Origin of the sequence: Corynebacterium sp. P4-C1 (assembly GCF_030503595.1) — a bacterium.
In the GTDB taxonomy this organism is placed as follows: domain Bacteria; phylum Actinomycetota; class Actinomycetes; order Mycobacteriales; family Mycobacteriaceae; genus Corynebacterium.
Genome location: NZ_CP129966.1, coordinates 602,032 through 619,903 on the forward strand (window position 1 = coordinate 602,032; position 17,872 = coordinate 619,903).

General features: G+C 64.0%; 13 protein-coding genes. 6 read left to right on the top strand and 7 right to left on the bottom strand.

The genetic code is table 11. The features are described from left to right. Window positions 1–247: 247 nt before the first annotated feature. Entirely contained in the window at window positions 248–2,623 is a 2,376-nt protein-coding gene (locus QYR03_RS02845; protein ID WP_301712759.1) for an excinuclease ABC subunit UvrA, read from the top strand. Here QYR03_RS02845 and QYR03_RS02850 read toward each other — a convergent pair. Genes QYR03_RS02850 through kdpF form a run of 6 tightly spaced genes read right to left on the bottom strand, consistent with a single transcriptional unit; the run spans window position 2,620 to window position 10,240 of the window. Beyond that, on the bottom strand, window positions 2,620–3,303 hold the full coding sequence (locus QYR03_RS02850; RefSeq protein ID WP_259851072.1) for a response regulator: 684 nt from the start codon (window positions 3,301–3,303) through the stop codon (window positions 2,620–2,622). The genes QYR03_RS02845 and QYR03_RS02850 overlap by 4 nt on opposite strands. A gap of 4 nt (window positions 3,304–3,307) precedes the next feature. Further along, window positions 3,308–5,821 carry an ATP-binding protein gene (locus QYR03_RS02855; RefSeq protein ID WP_259851070.1) on the bottom strand — a complete coding sequence of 838 codons (2,514 nt, stop codon included), beginning with the start codon at window positions 5,819–5,821 and terminating at the stop codon, window positions 3,308–3,310. Between the two features lie 4 nt (window positions 5,822–5,825). Beyond that, window positions 5,826–6,389 (bottom strand): potassium-transporting ATPase subunit KdpC, encoded by a 564-nt coding sequence (kdpC, locus tag QYR03_RS02860; protein WP_259851068.1) that lies wholly within the window; start codon window positions 6,387–6,389, stop codon window positions 5,826–5,828. 5 nt (window positions 6,390–6,394) lie between these two features. Continuing rightward, on the bottom strand, window positions 6,395–8,506 hold the full coding sequence (gene kdpB / locus QYR03_RS02865) for a potassium-transporting ATPase subunit KdpB (RefSeq protein WP_301712760.1): 2,112 nt from the start codon (window positions 8,504–8,506) through the stop codon (window positions 6,395–6,397). Beyond that, a complete protein-coding gene (kdpA, locus tag QYR03_RS02870; protein ID WP_301712761.1) occupies window positions 8,503–10,140 on the bottom strand; it encodes a potassium-transporting ATPase subunit KdpA in 1,638 nt (545 codons plus the stop codon). The genes kdpB and kdpA overlap by 4 nt, the downstream gene beginning before the upstream one ends. Window positions 10,141–10,147: 7 nt before the next feature. Next, the gene (gene kdpF / locus QYR03_RS11025) at window positions 10,148–10,240 is read right to left on the bottom strand and encodes a K(+)-transporting ATPase subunit F (RefSeq protein ID WP_367620396.1); all 93 of its coding nucleotides are present in this window, start codon (window positions 10,238–10,240) and stop codon (window positions 10,148–10,150) included. Window positions 10,241–10,370: 130 nt separating this feature from the next. Here kdpF and QYR03_RS02875 point away from each other — a divergent pair, with 130 nt between their 5' ends. Both QYR03_RS02875 and QYR03_RS02880 read left to right on the top strand, forming a co-directional pair. Continuing rightward, a complete protein-coding gene (locus QYR03_RS02875; protein ID WP_301712762.1) occupies window positions 10,371–10,859 on the top strand; it encodes a MarR family winged helix-turn-helix transcriptional regulator in 489 nt (162 codons plus the stop codon). After that, window positions 10,852–12,048: an MFS transporter gene (locus QYR03_RS02880; protein ID WP_301712763.1), complete on the top strand. Its 1,197-nt coding sequence runs from the start codon at window positions 10,852–10,854 to the stop codon at window positions 12,046–12,048. The genes QYR03_RS02875 and QYR03_RS02880 overlap by 8 nt, the downstream gene beginning before the upstream one ends. Here QYR03_RS02880 and QYR03_RS02885 read toward each other — a convergent pair. After that, window positions 12,045–13,607 carry a sodium:alanine symporter family protein gene (locus QYR03_RS02885; RefSeq protein ID WP_301712764.1) on the bottom strand — a complete coding sequence of 521 codons (1,563 nt, stop codon included), beginning with the start codon at window positions 13,605–13,607 and terminating at the stop codon, window positions 12,045–12,047. The genes QYR03_RS02880 and QYR03_RS02885 overlap by 4 nt on opposite strands. Window positions 13,608–13,866: 259 nt before the next feature. Here QYR03_RS02885 and QYR03_RS02890 point away from each other — a divergent pair, with 259 nt between their 5' ends. The 3 genes from QYR03_RS02890 to crtI are packed head-to-tail and all read left to right on the top strand — an operon-like array spanning window position 13,867 to window position 17,872. After that, window positions 13,867–15,360 carry a deoxyribodipyrimidine photo-lyase gene (locus tag QYR03_RS02890; protein ID WP_301712765.1) on the top strand — a complete coding sequence of 498 codons (1,494 nt, stop codon included), beginning with the start codon at window positions 13,867–13,869 and terminating at the stop codon, window positions 15,358–15,360. Window positions 15,361–15,410: 50 nt separating this feature from the next. After that, window positions 15,411–16,292 (top strand): phytoene/squalene synthase family protein, encoded by an 882-nt coding sequence (locus QYR03_RS02895; RefSeq protein ID WP_367620397.1) that lies wholly within the window; start codon window positions 15,411–15,413, stop codon window positions 16,290–16,292. Then, window positions 16,292–17,872 (top strand): phytoene desaturase family protein, encoded by a 1,581-nt coding sequence (gene crtI / locus QYR03_RS02900; RefSeq protein WP_301712766.1) that lies wholly within the window; start codon window positions 16,292–16,294, stop codon window positions 17,870–17,872. Before QYR03_RS02895 ends, crtI begins: the two co-directional genes overlap by 1 nt.

Consider the following 17,872-nt stretch of genomic DNA (forward strand, 5'->3'; position numbering starts at 1 on the left):
CGTCGCGATGAATGGCAAGAACCCCGTGACACTTAGCTCCGCGCGGCTGCGTGAGGGCTATTTTCGAGCACAGGTTAGGATCGATTTGGAACTAAACACCAAAGGCCGTGGAACTACGTCTGGAACTAGGCCGCGTTGGTAGTGGTCAAAGAGTTTTCCGAAACCCCCATCAGCCGATAATCACCTCGGTAATGCGCTGGCTCCCGTCGCTGCGCATCCGTGGCAGCGCGGGTCTACGCTTCCCCTTGTGAGTGAAAAGCAGCAAGGGCGCGACGACGCCCACGACGCGATTGTCGTCACCGGCGCGAAAGAGAACAATCTCCGCGATGTCTCCGTCTCTATTCCGAAACGCCGTTTGACGGTGTTCGCCGGGGTGTCTGATTCGGGCAAGTCGTCGCTGGTCTTCGACACGGTCGCGGCGGAATCACAGCGTCTGATCAACGAGACGTACTCGACGTTCGTGCAGGGGTTCATGCCGTCGATGGCGCGCCCCGATGTGGTGGGGTTGGAGGGCGTGACCGCGGCGATCGTGGTGGACCAGTCCGCGTTGGGCGCGAACGTCCGCTCCACGGTGGGCACGGCCACGGATGTCACTCCCCTGCTGCGCGTGCTGTTTTCGCGCATTGCGGAGCCACACGCGGGTGGCCCGGGCGCGTATTCATTCAATGTGCCAAGCGTGTCCGGTGGCGGCGTGCTGACGGATGCCACGGGCAAGAAGACGGTGCGCAAGAACTACACCCGCACCGGCGGGATGTGCCCGTCGTGCGCGGGTACGGGACGCACCGCGCAATTCGACGAGGCGGAGGTCGTCGACGACGCGCTTTCGCTTGACGACGGCGCCATCCTCGCCCCCGGCTTCAAGCCCGGTTCCTGGCAGTTGCGCGCCTACTCCGAATCCGGCAAATACCCCACGGACGTCCCAGTCGGTCGGTTCACGGCGGAGCAGCGCCATGCGCTTCTCTACGGCGAGCAGGAGAAAGTCCAGTACCTCGGGTTCAACACCACCTACCAGGGCCTCATCCCCAAGCTCGAGGGGTCGCTTTTGAGCAAGGAGAAAGAAGGCCTCCAGAAAGCGGCCCGTGAGTTCGTCGAGAGGGCTGTCACGCAGGTGGAGTGTCCGGCATGCGGCGGCACCCGCTTGGCGCCGCACGCGTTGGAGTCCACGATCAATGGCAAGAATATCGCCGACCTCTGCGACATGGAGATCAGCGATCTGGCGGCGTGGTTTGGCACGGTGGATGCGCCGGAAGTGGCGCCTCTGGTGGTGCAGATACGCGAAGCTTTGGCGAATTTCGTGGCGATCGGGCTCGGCTATATCGCGCTCGACCGGCCGAGCTCGACGCTCTCCGGTGGTGAAGCGCAGCGCGTGAAGATGATCCGCCATTTGGGTTCAGCGCTGTCGGACGTGACTTACGTGTTCGACGAACCGACCGCGGGCCTGCACGCTGCCGATATCGATCGGCTCAACGACCTGTTGCTCGCGCTGCGCGACAAAGGCAACACGGTGCTCGTGGTGGAGCACCGCCCGCAGACGATCGAGATTGCGGACCATGTCATCGAGATGGGGCCGGGCGCTGGTGCGGAGGGTGGCCAGGTGGTGTTCGAGGGAGGTGTCGATAAGCTGCGCGGAGCTGGGACCAGGACCGGTGAGAGTCTCGCACTCGGTGTGGAGCTCAAGGACGAGCCGCGTGAACCGTCGGGGTGGTTGAAGATCCGTGGGGCGGACGAGAACAACCTCGCCGGAATCGACGTCGACATTCCCACCGGCGTCCTCACCGCCGTCACTGGCGTGGCGGGATCCGGCAAGTCCTCGTTGCTCAGCGCACTGAAAGCAACGGCGCTTCTCGACGATGCCGTCTGGGTCGACCAGTCCCCCATCTCCGGCTCCCGGCGCTCCAACCCGGCGACGTTCACCGGCGCGCTCGACCCGATCCGCAAGGCGTTCGCCAAAGTGTCGGGCGAGCCCGCATCAATGTTCTCCCCGAACTCCGACGGCGCCTGCCAGCACTGCAAGGGCGCGGGCGTGGTCTATGTGGACCTCGGGCTCATGCAGGGTGTCGACGTTCCGTGCGAAGTGTGCGAGGGCAGGCGTTTCGACGACGCCGTGCTGGTGCACACCCTCGGCGGCAAGAATATCGCCGAGGTCCTGGCCATGCCCGCGGCACAAGCGCAGCCGTTCCTGAAGGAGAACAAGGTGACGGCGGCGGCGAAGATCTGCGGCCACTTGGTCGACGTGGGCCTCGGCTACGTCACGCTGGGTCAGCCGCTGACCACGCTGTCGGGCGGCGAACGCCAACGCCTCAAGCTCGCCGCCAGTCTTAAGAAGCCCGCCCCGGCCTATGTGCTCGATGAGCCGACGCACGGTCTCCACTTGACGGATTCGGCGCGCCTAGTGGAGCTCTTCGATCGGCTTGTCGACGGCGGCACCAGCGTCATCGTCGTCGAGCATAACCTCGCGGTCGTCGCACGGGCCGACTACATCGTCGACCTCGGACCCGGGGCAGGATCTGCCGGCGGGCAGGTGGTGGCGTGCGGGACTGCGAGGGCTGTCGCAGATAAGCACAGCGAGACCGGCTCCGTGACTGGGCGCTACCTGGCCGGCGCTGGCACGTCTGCTTCCTAGCTTCCGCGCACCAGGCGGTAGCCCACGCCCGGCTCGGTGAGCAGGTGGCGGGGCCTGGTCGCGTCGTCTTCGATCTTGCGCCGGATCTGGTGGGCATAGACACGCAGGTAATTCAGTTCACGGCCGTACCCCGGCCCCCAGATGGCGCCGAGCAATTCATCGTGCCGCACAAGCGCTCCGCCGGCCTTTGCGAGCGTGCTGAGCATGCGCCATTCGGTGGGCGTGAAATGCAGCTCGCGACCACCTTTGGTGGCGCGGGATTCGGCGAAATCAAGCAGGAGGTCGTCCGCGACGAACGACGGGACGATGGAGGAGACGACTCCGCTATCGCGCAGCGACACCCTCACTCGCGCCATGAGTTCCTCGACGCCAAAGGGTTTGGTGACGAAGTCGTTGGCACCGTCGTCGAGCGCCTCGACGATGTCTTCCGGCTGGTCGCGCGCAGACAGGACAATGATCGGAACGCCCGAGGTCTCTCGGACGCGCCGCAGCACCTCAGTGCCGTCGATGTCGGGCAGGCCGAGGTCGAGGATGATCAGCTGCGCCGGGTCCGCGGACATTTCGTCGAGCGCGTCGGCACCGCAACTCACGCACACGGATTCGTAGCCGCGGGCGCGCAGGTTGATGCGCAGCGTGCGCAGCAGCGTCGCATCATCGTCCACAACGAGGATTTTGGTCATGGCGTCACTTTCCTTTGCTGGCCTGCGTGGCGGTGGGCGCGGCGGGAACTGTCACTGTCATGGTGAGGCCGCCTCCCGGTGTCTCGGACGGAGTCACGATACCGCCCATTGCTTCAGCGAGTCCGCGCGCGACAGCGAGGCCGAGGCCCACGCCATCGCTTGTCGACGAATCGTCCTTCCTCTGGAAGGGCTGGAAGATCGCCTCCCTATCCTTGCGTTTCACCCCTGGGCCAGTGTCGACGATCGTGATGGACACACCGTCAGCGGAGCTGTTTGTGGCCACGCGCACTGCCCCGCGGCGTTGGTAGCGCAAGGAATTCTCGAGCAGATTGGTCACCACCCGCTCCAGCAGCCCCGCATCGACATTCGCCAGCACTGCTTCGCCGGCCGGCTGGTAGTCGACCCGTTCCGGTTCGCTGACCTGGGAAATGTATTCGGGGATGAGCTCGCGGAGATCGTAGACATCCGGTTTGGCCACCAGGGCCCCGACTTGGAGCCGCGACATTCCGAGCAAATTCGTGATCAGCTTGTCCAGCTTATTCGCGCTGAACTCGATGGACTCCATGAGTTCGTCCCGCTCTTCCTCCGTGAACGTCACGGCGGTGCTGCGCAGACTCTCGATGGAGGCCATGATGCCCGCCAGCGGCGTGCGCAGGTCATGGGAGACCGCCGACAGCAGCGCGGTGCGCGCTTTGTTGTCCTGGGCGAGCTCCAGCGCTGTGGAAGCGGACTTCTCCAAGTCGTCCTTCTGGAGCAGTGCTCGGGCGTAAACGGCGCAGGCACTGATCAGCCTGCGGTTCTCCGCAGAGATGTCCGCCGGCTGCAGGATGAGCTCGTGGGTGTCGTCGATCGCATCGCGCTCGCTCTCCCCGATGATCCCCGGGTCGAAACCGGACGTGGATTCCAGGGTGACAAAATCACCGCGCTGGGAGCGTTTCTCCACCACGGCCGCACCGGTCAGGCCGCACATTTCCACGATCTGGTCCAGCAGAATGCTCATTTGGTCTGTTGAGCCGAGCAGCACGTTCGTCATGTCAGCCATCGCAGTCGCTTCCGTTTGCGCGACGCGGGCCTCGTGGAGCCGCAGGGCATAACGGTTCACCAATGAGGCCACGACAATGGCCACGCTTACAGACACGAGCAACGCAACCGTGTTGGAGAAGTGCTGGATGGTGAAAGTGCCGTACGGCGGGGTGAAGAACCAGTCGGCGAACAGTGACCCCAGCACAGCGGCGATGACCGAGGGCCACATGCCGCCCACCAGAGCCACGATCACGGCGATGAGCAGGAACACTGGGGACACCAGCGCGAGGTTCGGGTGGACACGGAAGGCGAGAAACACGCCCGTCACCAGGGCCGGCAGCACGAACGCGAGCAAAAAGCCTTGCTTAATCCGCTCTCCCGGCAACGCCTGGACGGGTGCGCGGCGGACGCTGGAGCCGCCGTCGGCAAGCGCGACGACGTGCGTGTCGATCTCCCGTGAGGACTCGATGATGGCCTCGCTGAAGCCGCGGGAAAACAGCCGCTGCCAGGCCGGCCGCCTGCTCGTTCCGATGATGATCTGGGTCGCGTTGCATCCGCGGGCGAAATCGAGGACGGTCTGCGCGGGGTTCTCCCCGGTCACAGTGTGGAACGTTCCGCCGAGTTCCTCCGTGAGGTGGCGCAGCCGCGCAATGTCGGGAAGCGTCGCACCCGACAGGCCGTCGGAGCGGGTGGCGAAAACCGCGAGCAGTTCCCCGCCCACCCCGCGTTTAGCAATCCGTGCACCGCGGCGCAGCAGAATTTCGCCGCCCTGGCCGCCGGACAGCGCGACCACGACGCGTTCGCGGGTCGGCCACGAAGTGTCGATGCTGTTGTCCTCGCGGTAGCGCGCCAAAGCTTCGTCCACGCGGTCAGCGAGCCAGAGGAGGGCGAGCTCGCGCAACGCAGACAAGTTTCCTTCACGGAAATAGTTCGCAAGGGCGGCATCGACTTTCTCCGGTTTGTAGATGTCGCCCTGGGCCATGCGCTGCCGCAGCGCCTCCGGCGAAAGGTCCACCAGGTCGATTTGGTCGGCGGCGCGGAGTGCGGCGTCGGGGATGGTCTCGTTCTGCACCACCCCGGTGATGGTTTCCACAACGTCGTTGAGGGATTCGAGGTGCTGGACGTTGACGGTGGAGATGACGTCGATCCCCGCGTCGAGAAGCTCGTCGATGTCCTGCCACCGCTTCTTGTTGCGCATCCCCGGTGGGTTGGAGTGCGCCATCTCATCTACGAGAACCACATCGGGATTACGGGCGAGAATGGCGTCCACATCCATCTCGGGGATGCGGGTTCCTTTGTAGGACACCTCGGTGCGCGGCACGACCTCGAGGCCTTCCACCTGCTTCAAGGTGAAGGAGCGGCCGTGCGTTTCGACGAGGCCCACCACCACGTCCTCCCCCGCCTCCGCCAGACGGTGGCCCTCAGTCAGCATGGCGACTGTCTTGCCCACGCCGGGCGCGCCGCCGAGAAAGACGCGGAGTCGACCTCTAGTCATGGTGTCAGCTTTCGTAGGCCAGCGAGTAGTTCAATTCGTTGACGTTCACCGTATCCTGACCGAAGAATCCGAGGAGGGCCTTCTTCGTGTGAGTTTCGATGAGCTTTTCCACGTCGGTCTGGCTCATGCCGCGGGCCTCCGCCACGCGGGGTGCTTGCCACCGTGCGTACTCCGGGGAAATGTGGGGATCTAGACCGCTGGATGAAGCGGTCAAGGCCTCCGCCGGAATCGGGCCGGCCCCCGGGTTGGCAGCTTCGAGTTCCTGTTTGCGCTGCTCCATCTGCTCCTTCAGGTCATCGGAGACCGGGGAAAGATTGCTGCCTCCGGAGGATTCGCCGTCCCAGTCCCCCGCGGACGGGCGCGGCTGGAAGAACTCCGGACCGCCTGCGGGCTGAGCGATGAGCTTTGAGCCGACGATTTCGTCGCCATTCTTCTGCAGCGAGCCGTTGGCCTTCGCCGGCATGACGAGCCCCACGGCGACCATGAACAGTGGGTAGGCGACACCGAGTATGACGGTGAGCACGATGAGGGCGCGGATGGCGGCGCCTGATTGACGGAAGGTATTCATGTTTGTCACATCCCCGGAAGAAGTTGAATGATGAGGTCGATGGCCTTGATGCCGATGAACGGAGCGATGATGCCGCCGAGGCCGTAGATCAACAGATTGCGGTTGAGTAGCGCTCCAGCGGACATCGCGCGGTATTTCACGCCCTTCAAGGAAAGCGGGATCAGCGCCACAATGACCAGCGCGTTGAAAATCACGGCGCTGAGCATCGCGGACTCTGAAGAGTGCAGGCGCATGATGTTGAGGGCGTCCAGGCCCGGGAAGATGCTCACGAACATCGCGGGGATGATCGCGAAGTACTTCGCCAGATCATTCGCGATGGAGAATGTGGTCAGCGCGCCGCGGGTGATCAGCAGCTGCTTTCCGATGGCGACGATGTCGATCAGCTTCGTCGGGTCTGAATCGAGATCGACCATGTTGCCAGCTTCCTTCGCGGCGGATGTGCCGGTGTTCATCGCGACACCCACATCAGCCTGCGCGAGCGCCGGTGCGTCGTTGGTGCCGTCACCTGTCATGGCGACGAGGTGGCCACCCGCCTGCTCCTTCTTGATCAGGCGCATCTTGTCTTCGGGGGTCGCTTCCGCGAGGAAGTCGTCGACGCCGGCTTCCTTCGCGATGGCCTCCGCAGTGACGGCGTTATCGCCGGTGATCATGACTGTCTTGATGCCCATCTCGCGCAGCTGTGCGAAGCGCTCAGTCAAACCGGGCTTGACCACATCTTTGAGGTGCAGCACACCGAGCACGCGGGGAGTCTGCCCGCCAGATTGCTTTGCGACGACCAGCGGGGTTCCGCCCGAAGCCGAGATCCGTTCGACGATGTCGTCCACGTCGGCCGCGACGCGGCCGCCTTCTGCGGTGACCCACGCCTGCACTGCGGAATTCGCGCCCTTGCGCACCTGGGTGCCGTCGGGGAAATCAACGCCGGACATACGCGTGTTGGCGGAGAAGGGAACGAATTCCGCTCCTTCGCGGGTCAAGGAAACCGCATCGGTGTCGGCGTAGGACGCACCATCGACGCCGGCCCCAGTGGCGTCGCCGGCGGCGATGAACTCAATGATCGAACGGCCTTCGGGGGTTTCGTCGGCAAGCGAGCTCAACCATGCCGCCTCAACCATCTCGCTGTTTTCCGCCCCCTCGACAGGGACAAGGTCGGAAGCGCGGCGGTTGCCGTAAGTGATGGTGCCGGTCTTGTCGAGCAACAGCGTCGACACATCGCCGGCGGCTTCGACGGCGCGCCCCGACATGGCGAGCACATTGTGCTGCACCAGGCGGTCCATGCCGGCGATGCCGATAGCGCTGAGCAGCGCGCCGATCGTCGTCGGAATCAGGCACACCAGCAGCGCAACGAGGGCGATCAGAGAAAGCTTGTGGCCCGAGTAGATCGCCATCGGCTGGATGGCCGCGACCGCGAGCACGAACAGGATGCTGAGGGTAATCAGCAAGATATTCAAAGCGATCTCGTTCGGGGTCTTCTTGCGCTCCGCACCCTCGACGAGCGAAATCATGCGGTCGATGAAGGTCTCACCAGGTTTGGACGTGATCTTTACGACGATGCGGTCGGATAGCACCGTCGTACCGCCGGTAACGGCGCTACGGTCGCCGCCGGATTCACGGATGACGGGGGCTGACTCGCCGGTGATGGCGGATTCGTCGACGGTGGCCACGCCCTCCACGACGTCGCCGTCACCCGGGATCTGCTGGCCAGCTTCGACAACGACGAGGTCCCCGATTGTCAGGTCGGAGCCAGCTACCTCGGTTTCGGTGCCGTCGTCGTTGAGCAGGCGCGCCTTGGCGTCGGTGCGCGTCTGACGAAGTGCGGAAGCTTGCGCCTTGCCGCGCCCCTCAGCGACTGCCTCGGCGAGGTTGGCGAAGAGAATAGTCGCCCACAACCACCCTGTGACGCTGATGGAGAACAGAGACGGCTCCAGCACCGCCAGAACAGTAGTGAGAACTGCACCGAGCCACACCACGAAAATGACGGGCTGGCGCACCAGGTTGGCTGGGTTGAGCTTTTTCAGCGCGTCGACGAAGTTGTCTCCGAGCTGGCTTCCGAGCGACCGCTTCACGCGCCCCGGTTCAGTAGCAGGTGTCTGTTCGACTGCGGTAGTCGCTGTTGTCATGAGAGTGCCTCCGCGATTGGGCCGAGCGCGAGCGACGGCAGGAAGGTCAGCCCCGCGACGATGAGAATCACGCAGAGCAGAAGGATGGTGAAGGTGACGTTGTGGGTGGGCATGGCGCCAGCTGTGTCCTGACAGCCGCGCTGGGCAGCCAATGCCCCAGCGAGTGCGACCATGAGCACGATCGGCGCGAATCGGCCGATGAACATGGCCAGAGCAATGGTGAGGTTGAGGTACGGGGTACCGGCGCTCAGGCCCGCGAAGGCGGAACCGTTGTTGTTCGCGCCCGATGTGTAGGCGTAGAGCACCTCGCTCAGACCGTGCGCACCGGTGTTGTTCATGGACTCACGCACGCCCGGGAGTAGCACTGCCGCACCGGTGAGAATGAGGACCAGCGCAGGCATCACGATGGCCGCTAACGCAGCCAGCGTGATCTCCCGGCGTCCGATGGTCTTGCCCAGCACTTCCGGAGTGCGGCCGATCATGAGGCCGGCAATGAACACGGAAAGCACCACGAAGGTGAGCATGTTGTACATGCCGGTGCCGACCCCGCCCGGGGAGACTTCGCCGAGCATCATGTTGAACATGACCAAGCCGCCGCCGAGGGGACTGTAGGAGTCGTGCATGGAATTCACCGCACCGGTGGATGTCCCGGTGGTCGTCGTGGCGAAGATCGCCGACCACAGCACGCCGAAGCGGCTTTCTTTTCCCTCCAAGGCAGTCGCCGGGTGAGCGCTTTCCGCCCACACGAGCAGTGCCGCGGAGACACTCCACAGGACGAGCATCGCGGCGGTGAGCGCACCGCCTTGGCGGCGGTCCTTGACGAACAGGCCGTACGTCACGGGAAGCGAGAACGGGATCAGAAGAACGAGAATGATCTCGAGCAGATTGGTCCAAGCATTCGGGTTCTCAAACGGGTGGGCGGAGTTCGCGTTGAAGATGCCGCCTCCGTTCGTGCCCAGCATTTTGATGGCCTCCTCAGAGGCGACCGGCCCAGTGAGGATCGTCTGCGCCTGTCCAGTGATAGTGGTCGCGTTCACCGGATCCGCCAGGTTCTGCACGACACCGCCAACCATGAGCAGAAATGCGCCGACGACCGAGATGGGCAACAGTACCCTGAGCGAAGCACGGACCAGATCCACCCAAAAGTTTCCGACTGTGCCGGACCCGCTGCGAGCGAGTCCGCGGAACAGCGCCACAGCGACAGCAATGCCGGTTGCGGCGGAGACGAAGTTCTGGACCGTCAATCCGGCCATCCCGACGACATAGCCCGCACCGGTCTCACCGGAATAGCTCTGCCAGTTGGTGTTGGTGGTGAAGGAGACAGCTGTGTTCAGGGCTGTGTGCCAGTCCTGCGACCTACCGAAGCCCCACGGCAGCATCCCCTGGGCCATGATGATCACCCAGAGAAGGAGCACGGAGAAAACACCGAAAGCGACGGACGCGATGGCGTAGGACGTCCAGCGCATTTCATTGTCCGGGTTGACTCCGATGAGTTTGTAGATGACTTTCTCCACCGCGTTGTGCTTGTTGTCGGTGAAGACTTTGTGGATGTACGTGCCCACGGGAACATGGAGCACTGCGAGCAGTCCGATGACTAGCAGCAGTGCACAGATTGTCTGAATGAAAAGTGGCATGGCGTCCTCAGAACTTCTCGGGGTTGATTAGGGCGTACACGAGGTAAGCGAGGACACCCGCGCTGAGGATGGCTCCAATGAGATCTTGAGTCATGCCCATTAAATAACCACCGCCCAGGCGCCTGTGACCGCGGCCTGATCCGTTTCTAAGGCGTCTTAACGGAGTCTTAACGGCCGCGCCCCCGGCCCCGAAACCAGCAATCTACATAGCCTGCCTATATAGTGTGTCTATGTTTTCCGATGAGACGCTCTCCCGCCTCGCCGTCGACCTAGTCGCCGCGGGAGGCCACTTCGCCCGCGCGACTTTCCAGGCAACCGGCAGCGAGTTGTCGTATGTCTCGCTGCGCGTGTTGGCCACCCTCCAGCGGGAACCGGGTCTGCGCATCGGTGAACTAGCACGCAGGGAAGGTATCACGCAGCCGTCAATGAGCCAGGCCATCAAGAAGCTCGTCGCCGAAGGTCTCGTCGCCCGGGAACCTTCACCTGACGACGCCCGCGCTTTCGACCTGACCATCACCAACGCCGGGCGCGCCGAAGTCAGGGCGTACCGCGAGGGCTCAGTCCGTGCACTTGTGCCCGAGTTCAGGGACCTCTCCCCCGACGATGTGGAAACGCTGATCAAGGCGGCTGAGATCCTCCCTGTCCTGACTGCGCGGCTCCGCGGAACACACAACGACGAACCGCCACAGACAACCGAAAAGAAGGACGTGAATGAGTAAGACGACACCAGAGAATATTTTCAAACAACCCGTCGCCGTCTGGGCGATCGCCTTCGCCTGTGCGGTGTCGTTCATGGGCATCGGCCTGGTCGACCCGATCCTCCCGGCGATCAGCCGTGAGCTCGACGCCTCGCCGACCCAGACGATGCTGCTGTTCACCAGCTACCTGTTGATCACCGCGTTGGCCATGTTTTTCAGCTCTTTCATCTCCTCGCGCATCGGCGTGAAAAAGACGCTGTTGGCCGGGTTGGCACTGATCGTCGTGTTCGCGTTCCTGTCGGGCACCGCGGGATCCGTGGACGCGATCATCGGCTTCCGCGCCGGCTGGGGTTTGGGCAACGCGCTGTTCATTTCAACTGCCCTCGCGGCGATTGTCGGTGCCGCGTCGGGCGGACCGAGCCAGGCCGTCATTCTGTACGAGGCGGCGATGGGCATCGGCATGGCAGTCGGTCCCCTGGTGGGCGGAGTCCTCGGCGAGATCAGCTGGCGCGGCCCGTTCTACGGCACCGCGGCGTTAATGGCCGTCGGCTTCCTCGCTATCGCGGCTCTGTTGCGCAAGCCGGCGAGAAAACCGGAACCGGTGTCTTTTGTCGCCGGATTCAAGGCGCTGCGCGAACCTGCGCTGCTCACCCTGGGCGCTGTTGCGTTTTTCTACAACTACGGCTTTTTCACCCTGCTCGCCTATTCCCCGTACCCGATCGATGAGGCGGCGGAGGCATCGGGAAGCGCATTCGGTGCCACTGAGCTCGGCTACGTCTTCTTCGGCTGGGGCTTAGCCTTGGCCTTGTCCTCAGTATTCGTGGCGCCGCGGCTCACGCAGAGCTTCGGTCTCATGCCGGTGATCTGCACGATTCTGGTCGGCTTCGCCGTCCTGCTCGTCGGCCTCGGCTTCGGCGTGGATAATCTCACGCTGCTGATCGTGCTGGTGATCGTGGCGGGCATTTTCATCGGCATCTTCAACACGGTCCTCACCGAAGCGGTCATGGAGGCAACCGATCTGCCCCGCAACGTCGCATCGTCGACCTATTCGGGGCTACGCTTTCTCGGCGGCGCCATCGCACCGGCAGTCTCTGGCCCGTTGGCCACCGCTTACGGTGCCGGTGTCCCCTACTGGGCCGGAGCGGCGACGCTGGTGGTCTCCTTGGTCATCCTCTTCGCGGGCCGGAGCACCCTGACCCGCATCCTCTAGGTGCGGGGTGCTTCGGGAGCCGGGGTGCCGTCGACAAGCGACGCTTCGTGCCATGTGCCATCGGCGACCATGGCCACCTTGCGCTCCACCCAAAAGTCCGCGTTCTTGATGCCCAGCGCCTCTGGGTCGAACTGCGGCTCGCGGCCGGCCTTCTTCTGGCGGCGGTAATCCCACAGGCACTTCAGCGCAGGAACCTGGAGAACCAGGATGGCCAGGATATTCAGCCATGCGGTGGTGCCGACACCGATGTCTCCGAGCGCCCATGCGTTGCCCGGCGTTGTGGTCGCACCGACCCACACAGAAACCAGGATGAGCACGCGGAGGAACCAGATGACCACCGTGCGCATCTTCTCGCTCTTGATCCAGCGGTTGAGGTAGGTGAAGTTGACCTCCGCCATGTAGTAGTAGGCGACGATCGTGGTGAAAGCGAAGAACAGCACAGCCAGCGCGATGAAGCTGCCGCCGAGGCCCGGGGTGTAGAGATCCAGTGCGGATTGGACGAAGCCGGGGCCGACCTCGACGGAATCACCGATCGCGCCGGCGTACACGACGCCGCCTTCATCACTGCCGCCTTCGTACACACGGAACATGTCGGTGGAGATGATGATGAAGGCCGTCGCGGAGCACACGAGCAGTGTGTCGACGTACACCGCGAACGCCTGCACGAAGCCTTGCTTCGCCGGGTGCGAGACCTCCGCTGCCGCGGCGGACTGCGGGCCGGTGCCCTGCCCTGCCTCGTTCGAGTAGATGCCGCGCTTGACGCCCCACAGGATGGCGAAGCCGAGCAGACCGGAGAACGCCGCTTCCTTGTCGAAGGCCGAGCGGAAGATCATGCCGAAGACCTCGGGGATCTGCGAAGCGTTGACGAAGAGGATGATGATGGCGACGAGGATGTAGATACCTGCCATGAACGGCACCACCATGGTGGCGAACCAAGCGATGCGCTTGACACCGCCAATGACAATGATGCCCAGCAGCACCACCATGCCGATCGCGGTGACCCATGTGGGAACCGTCCACGCATTCTCCACCGCTGTCGCGACGCCGTTGGCCTGGACCCCCGGCAGGAAGTAAGAGGTGGCCAGGATCATCAGCACAGCGAAGACGATCGCGTAGACAAGCGCGAAGGGGCGAGCCGCCGTGTGGCGGTAGGCCTTCTCTATGTAGTAGGCCGGACCGCCACGGTATTCACCCGTGTCCTGGTCCTTCTCCTTGTAAATCTGGGCCAGGCAGCACTCGATGTACGAGGTCGCGGAGCCGAGGAACGCCACGATCCACATCCAGAAGACCGCGCCTGGCCCGCCGAAAGCGATCGCCGTGGCAACACCCGCGATATTTCCCACGCCTACTCGGCCGGCGAGCGAGATCATCAACGACTGCAGCGACGAGATACCGGCGTCGGAATCCTCACCGGCCTTCAGCTGCCGGATCATGTCCGGGAAGCAACGCACCTGCAGGAACACAGTCGCGAGAGTGAAGTACACCCCGGCTCCCAGGCAGAGATACACGAGCCAGTTGGACCAGATCGCGCCGTTGAGGCTAGTGATGATGTCGTCCATTGCGGGGGCCTCCCTATCCATCGGATTCACCGCACCTTAGGAAGCTGATTTAATACGCATAGTGGTATTTTTCCACCACGTCTTCTCGGCGAGCTTCGACGAATATGCATTTAGACCGGCATACCCCTCGGCGGATGAATTTGATTCTTTGAAGATATACCAAGGGCTTTTTCAACTTTCGGTTTTCGCCCATATTTTTTGCCGGTCCGGTCCGGATGCGCGGAGCCCAAGCCTGACCTGTCCCGCCTAGTCTGGCTTCATGCACGACAACGCTGAATCCCGGTCGTCCGCCACCGCACCTGTCTGTCTGGTGTGGTTTAGGAACGATCTCCGCCTGACGGACAACGCGGCGCTTGTCCATGCCGCGCAGAGCGGACGACGAGCGGTGATCGGGCTGTTCATCGACGAGACGGACACTGGCGCGCGCCGCCTTGGAGCCGCCGCTAGGTGGTGGCAGCAAAGAAGTCTCAGGCACTTGAGGGAGGCACTCGCACTGCACGGGGTGCCCCTGCTCTTCGCGCACGGCGACCCGCGCAGAATCGTTCCGGAACTGGCGCGGGAGATCGACTGCCGCCGCGGTCTCGCTGGTGTCCACTGGAACCGGCGGTACCACGCGCCCCTGCGGGCCGTGGACTCTGACATCAAAGCTTCGCTCACCCAGAACGGCTTCAGCGCGCACTCCCATCCCGGTTATCTTCTCACTGAGCCGTGGCTCGTCCAGACGGGAAGCGGAACGCCGTACCGGGTATTCACACCCTTCGCCACCTCGGCGCAGCAGATGCTTGCCGACGATCCACCTCGCCCCCTCGGCGTTCCCGATCTCATGGGAGCCACCGCTGATTTTGCGCATCCGGCTCTGATCGACGGCCCTGAGACCGACGAGCCTGGATGGGCGACGACACTGGCCGAGCACAACTCCCCCGGTGAGGAAGCTGCGCAGCAGCGCTTCCAGAGTTTCCTCGACGGACTCGCCGCCGGTGGCGGCTACAAGCTCGGCCACGACATTCCTTCGGCTGATGCGACATCCGGGCTGTCGCCGCACCTGCGTTTCGGGGAGATCAGCCCCGGGTACGTGTGGTCGGAAACGGCGTGCTTCGCGGAGATCCATCCGGCGGCATCCGCGGATGCATGGGCTTTTCTCCGCCAGCTGTTGTGGCGTGACTTCGCCTGGCACAGGCTCTACCACCACTCCGATCTGGCGACAACAAATGTGCGCGGGCAGTTCGACGCGTTCCCATGGGGGTGGAGCGGGAATGCGGATCCGGGGTCGTCGATACGCGCTTTCGCCCATCCGGACATGGAGCCCGACGCGGACGCGCGGCAGCATCTCGCTCAGCTCGCCCAATGGCAGGAGGGCATGACGGGGGTGCCTCTGGTCGATGCCGGAATGCGTGAATTGTGGGCGACCGGAACCATGCACAACCGCGTGCGGATGGTGGCAGGCAGCTGGCTGACAAAGAATCTCGGCATTCATTGGCGCCACGGCGAAGAGTGGTTCTGGGACACCCTGGTGGATGCGGATTATGCGTCCAACCCGTTCAACTGGCAGTGGGTCGCCGGCTGCGGGGACGATGCTGCGCCCTATTTCCGTGTGTTCAACCCGCTGACACAGGAGGAAAAATTCGACCCGCACGGGGTCTACGTCTCACAGTGGGTGCCGGAGAGGCACACGCCGCTGTACCCGGAGCCGATGGTGGATGTAAAAGAATCACGGAAATCAGCGCTAGCCGCCTACGACGACATCCGTAGCTGAGCCCGACCCCGGGACTTGGCCCCAGCCCACGGCAGATTAGGGTGAGTACCGTGGCACAGCGGATGAGCAACTGGCTGCGGCGGTACGACGCAATGAGCTATACCGCCGCCCGCGCTGTCATCGGCGAATACTCCACCAGCTTCAACCTGGCTAGCCGGCTGCTTCCCGCGCAGGAACGCCGCGATATCCGCAACCTGTACGCCGTGGTGCGCATCGCAGACGAGATCGTCGACGGCACCGCCCGCGCTGCCGGCGCGCAGGATATCGGGCAGCTTCTCGACGACTACGAGCGCCAGGTCCTCGCCGCCCCCGGGCAGCCTTTCCACACTGATCCGGTCCTGCATGCCTACGCGCACACGGCACGGCACTGCGGGTTCAGCGCAGAGCACATCACGGCATTCTTCGCCTCCATGCGGCGCGACCTCGGCCACGCCGGATATTCGCGCGCCGAGCTCGACGACTACGTCTACGGTTCCGCCGAGGTCATCGGGTTGCTGTGCCTCGACGTCTTCCTGGCGGACAGCGAGGTGCCGTCCGCGCGGCGCGCCGAGCTCGAAGTTGGGGCACAGCGGCTCGGCGCAGCATTCCAGAAGGTGAATTTCCTGCGCGATCTCGGCGAGGACACGGAAGATTTGGGACGGTCCTATTTCTCCCATCTGGAGCTCACCGGCGAGCTGGACGAGGAGGCGAAAGACACGCTCGTCACGGAGATCCGCGGCGATCTCGCGGCGGCGAGAGACACAGTCGGGCTGCTGCCTATCCGTGTGCGCGCCGCGGTGCTCGCCGCCACCAATCTGTTCACGGAACTGACCGACATGATCGAGCAGACCCCGGCCGCCCGACTGCCTCTTCAGCGGCTGAGCGTGCCCGCCCACCGCAAAGCGGTGCTGACCATCCGGGCGGCGGCCCAAGCAACAGGAGGTAAGGAGTGATGAGCGCAGACATTAAGCGCACAGCGATCGTCATCGGTGCAGGTGCGTCCGGTCTGGCGACCGCAGCGCTACTCGGCCGCGAAGGGTACGGGGTTACCGTCATCGACCGCATCGACGAGATCGGCGGACGCTCCGGCGAGCTCACCGTCGACGGTTTCCGCTTCGACACCGGCCCGTCCTGGTACCTCATGCCGGACGCATTCGACCATTTCTTCGCGCTCTTCGGCAAGAGCACCGCGGATTTCTTCGAGCTCGCCGATCTCTCGCCCGCCTACCGGCTGTTCCCGGAAAGCGAGCGGCTTATCGACATCCCCTCCGACCCCGCCCGCGCCATCGAGCTCTTTGAATCCCTGGAGCCCGGTGCTGGCGCGAAATTGGCTGAGTACCTCGGCAGCGCCCGGGAGACCTACGAGCTGGCATTGAAGTACTTCCTCTACACCACGTTCTCGACCCCGGCGGGATTCATCGCCCCGGAGGTGCGGGCCAACTACAGCACCTTGGTCAAGCTGTTGGGGGTGGGGCTTGAAAGGTTCGTCGATAAGCGGTTCTCTGATGTCCGCTTGCGGCAGATCCTGTCGTACCCGGCTGTGTTCCTCTCCTCGCATCCAGCACGCACACCGTCGCTGTACCACCTGCTCAGCTACACAGATTTGGTGCAGGGCGTGAAGTACCCGCAAGGCGGATTCGCGGCGGTGATGCGCGCCCTGGAATCTCTCGCGCGCGAGCAGGGTGCGGCGATTCAACTGGGTACCGAAGCCACCGCGATCAGGACCAGAGGGCGGCGTGCCACGGGTGTTGCTGTGCGGCGTGCGGACAGAGCGGGTATCGAGGAACTCTCCGCCGACCTCGTGGTGTCCACCGCCGACCTGAAATTCACCGAGACCCGTCTCCTGCCGGAGGAGAAGCGCACGTACAACGAGCGGTATTTCGCCGCGCGCAATCCGGGGCTGAGCTGCGTGCTGGTGATGCTCGGCGTCAACGGGCACCTGCCGCAGCTGCGGCACCACAACCTGCTGTTCAGCAACGACTGGTCGGCTGATTTCGCCGCTGTCTTCGACGGGCCGCAACCAGCGCGGCCCCTGGATGCGTCGCATTCGATCTATGTGTCGAAGCCGTCGGCGACGGACCCCTCCACAGCCCCCGCCGGGTGCGAGAACCTCTTCGTCCTTGTTCCCACCCCGGCCGCGCCGGATATGGGGCACGGCAACGCCTACCGCGGTGACGCTGACCCGCGCGTGGACGCGATCGCGGATGCGGCGGTCAAGCAGATCGCCCACTGGTGCGGCATCCCGGACTTGGAGTCCCGCATTCTCGTCCGCCGCACCCTCGGTCCAGCGGATTTCGCCGAGCGGTACAACTCATGGTCGGGCGGCGCGATCGGACCCGCGCACGCATTGAAGCAATCGGCGTTTCTCCGCGGACGCAACGCCTCGCGGAAGGTGGACAACCTCCTCTACGCGGGCGCAACGACGCTGCCCGGTGTCGGTGTGCCGATGTGCCTGATCTCCGCCGAGAACGTGATCAAACGGCTCCGCGGAGACACTTCCTCGCGCCCCCTGCCGGAGGCCGACGCCGACTAG

What these genes read in the sequence shown, in the direction of transcription:
- QYR03_RS02850 (WP_259851072.1), bottom strand. Translation starts at nt 3,303, where the DNA reads ATGACCAAAATCCTCGTTGTGGACGATGATGCGACGCTGCTGCGCACG.
- QYR03_RS02855 (WP_259851070.1), bottom strand. Translation starts at nt 5,821, where the DNA reads ATGACTAGAGGTCGACTCCGCGTCTTTCTCGGCGGCGCGCCCGGCGTG.
- kdpC (WP_259851068.1), bottom strand. Translation starts at nt 6,389, where the DNA reads ATGAATACCTTCCGTCAATCAGGCGCCGCCATCCGCGCCCTCATCGTG.
- kdpB (WP_301712760.1), bottom strand. Translation starts at nt 8,506, where the DNA reads ATGACAACAGCGACTACCGCAGTCGAACAGACACCTGCTACTGAACCG.
- kdpA (WP_301712761.1), bottom strand. Translation starts at nt 10,140, where the DNA reads ATGCCACTTTTCATTCAGACAATCTGTGCACTGCTGCTAGTCATCGGA.
- kdpF (WP_367620396.1), bottom strand. Translation starts at nt 10,240, where the DNA reads ATGGGCATGACTCAAGATCTCATTGGAGCCATCCTCAGCGCGGGTGTC.
- QYR03_RS02875 (WP_301712762.1), top strand. Translation starts at nt 10,371, where the DNA reads ATGTTTTCCGATGAGACGCTCTCCCGCCTCGCCGTCGACCTAGTCGCC.
- QYR03_RS02880 (WP_301712763.1), top strand. Translation starts at nt 10,852, where the DNA reads ATGAGTAAGACGACACCAGAGAATATTTTCAAACAACCCGTCGCCGTC.
- QYR03_RS02885 (WP_301712764.1), bottom strand. Translation starts at nt 13,607, where the DNA reads ATGGACGACATCATCACTAGCCTCAACGGCGCGATCTGGTCCAACTGG.
- QYR03_RS02890 (WP_301712765.1), top strand. Translation starts at nt 13,867, where the DNA reads ATGCACGACAACGCTGAATCCCGGTCGTCCGCCACCGCACCTGTCTGT.
- crtI (WP_301712766.1), top strand. Translation starts at nt 16,292, where the DNA reads ATGAGCGCAGACATTAAGCGCACAGCGATCGTCATCGGTGCAGGTGCG.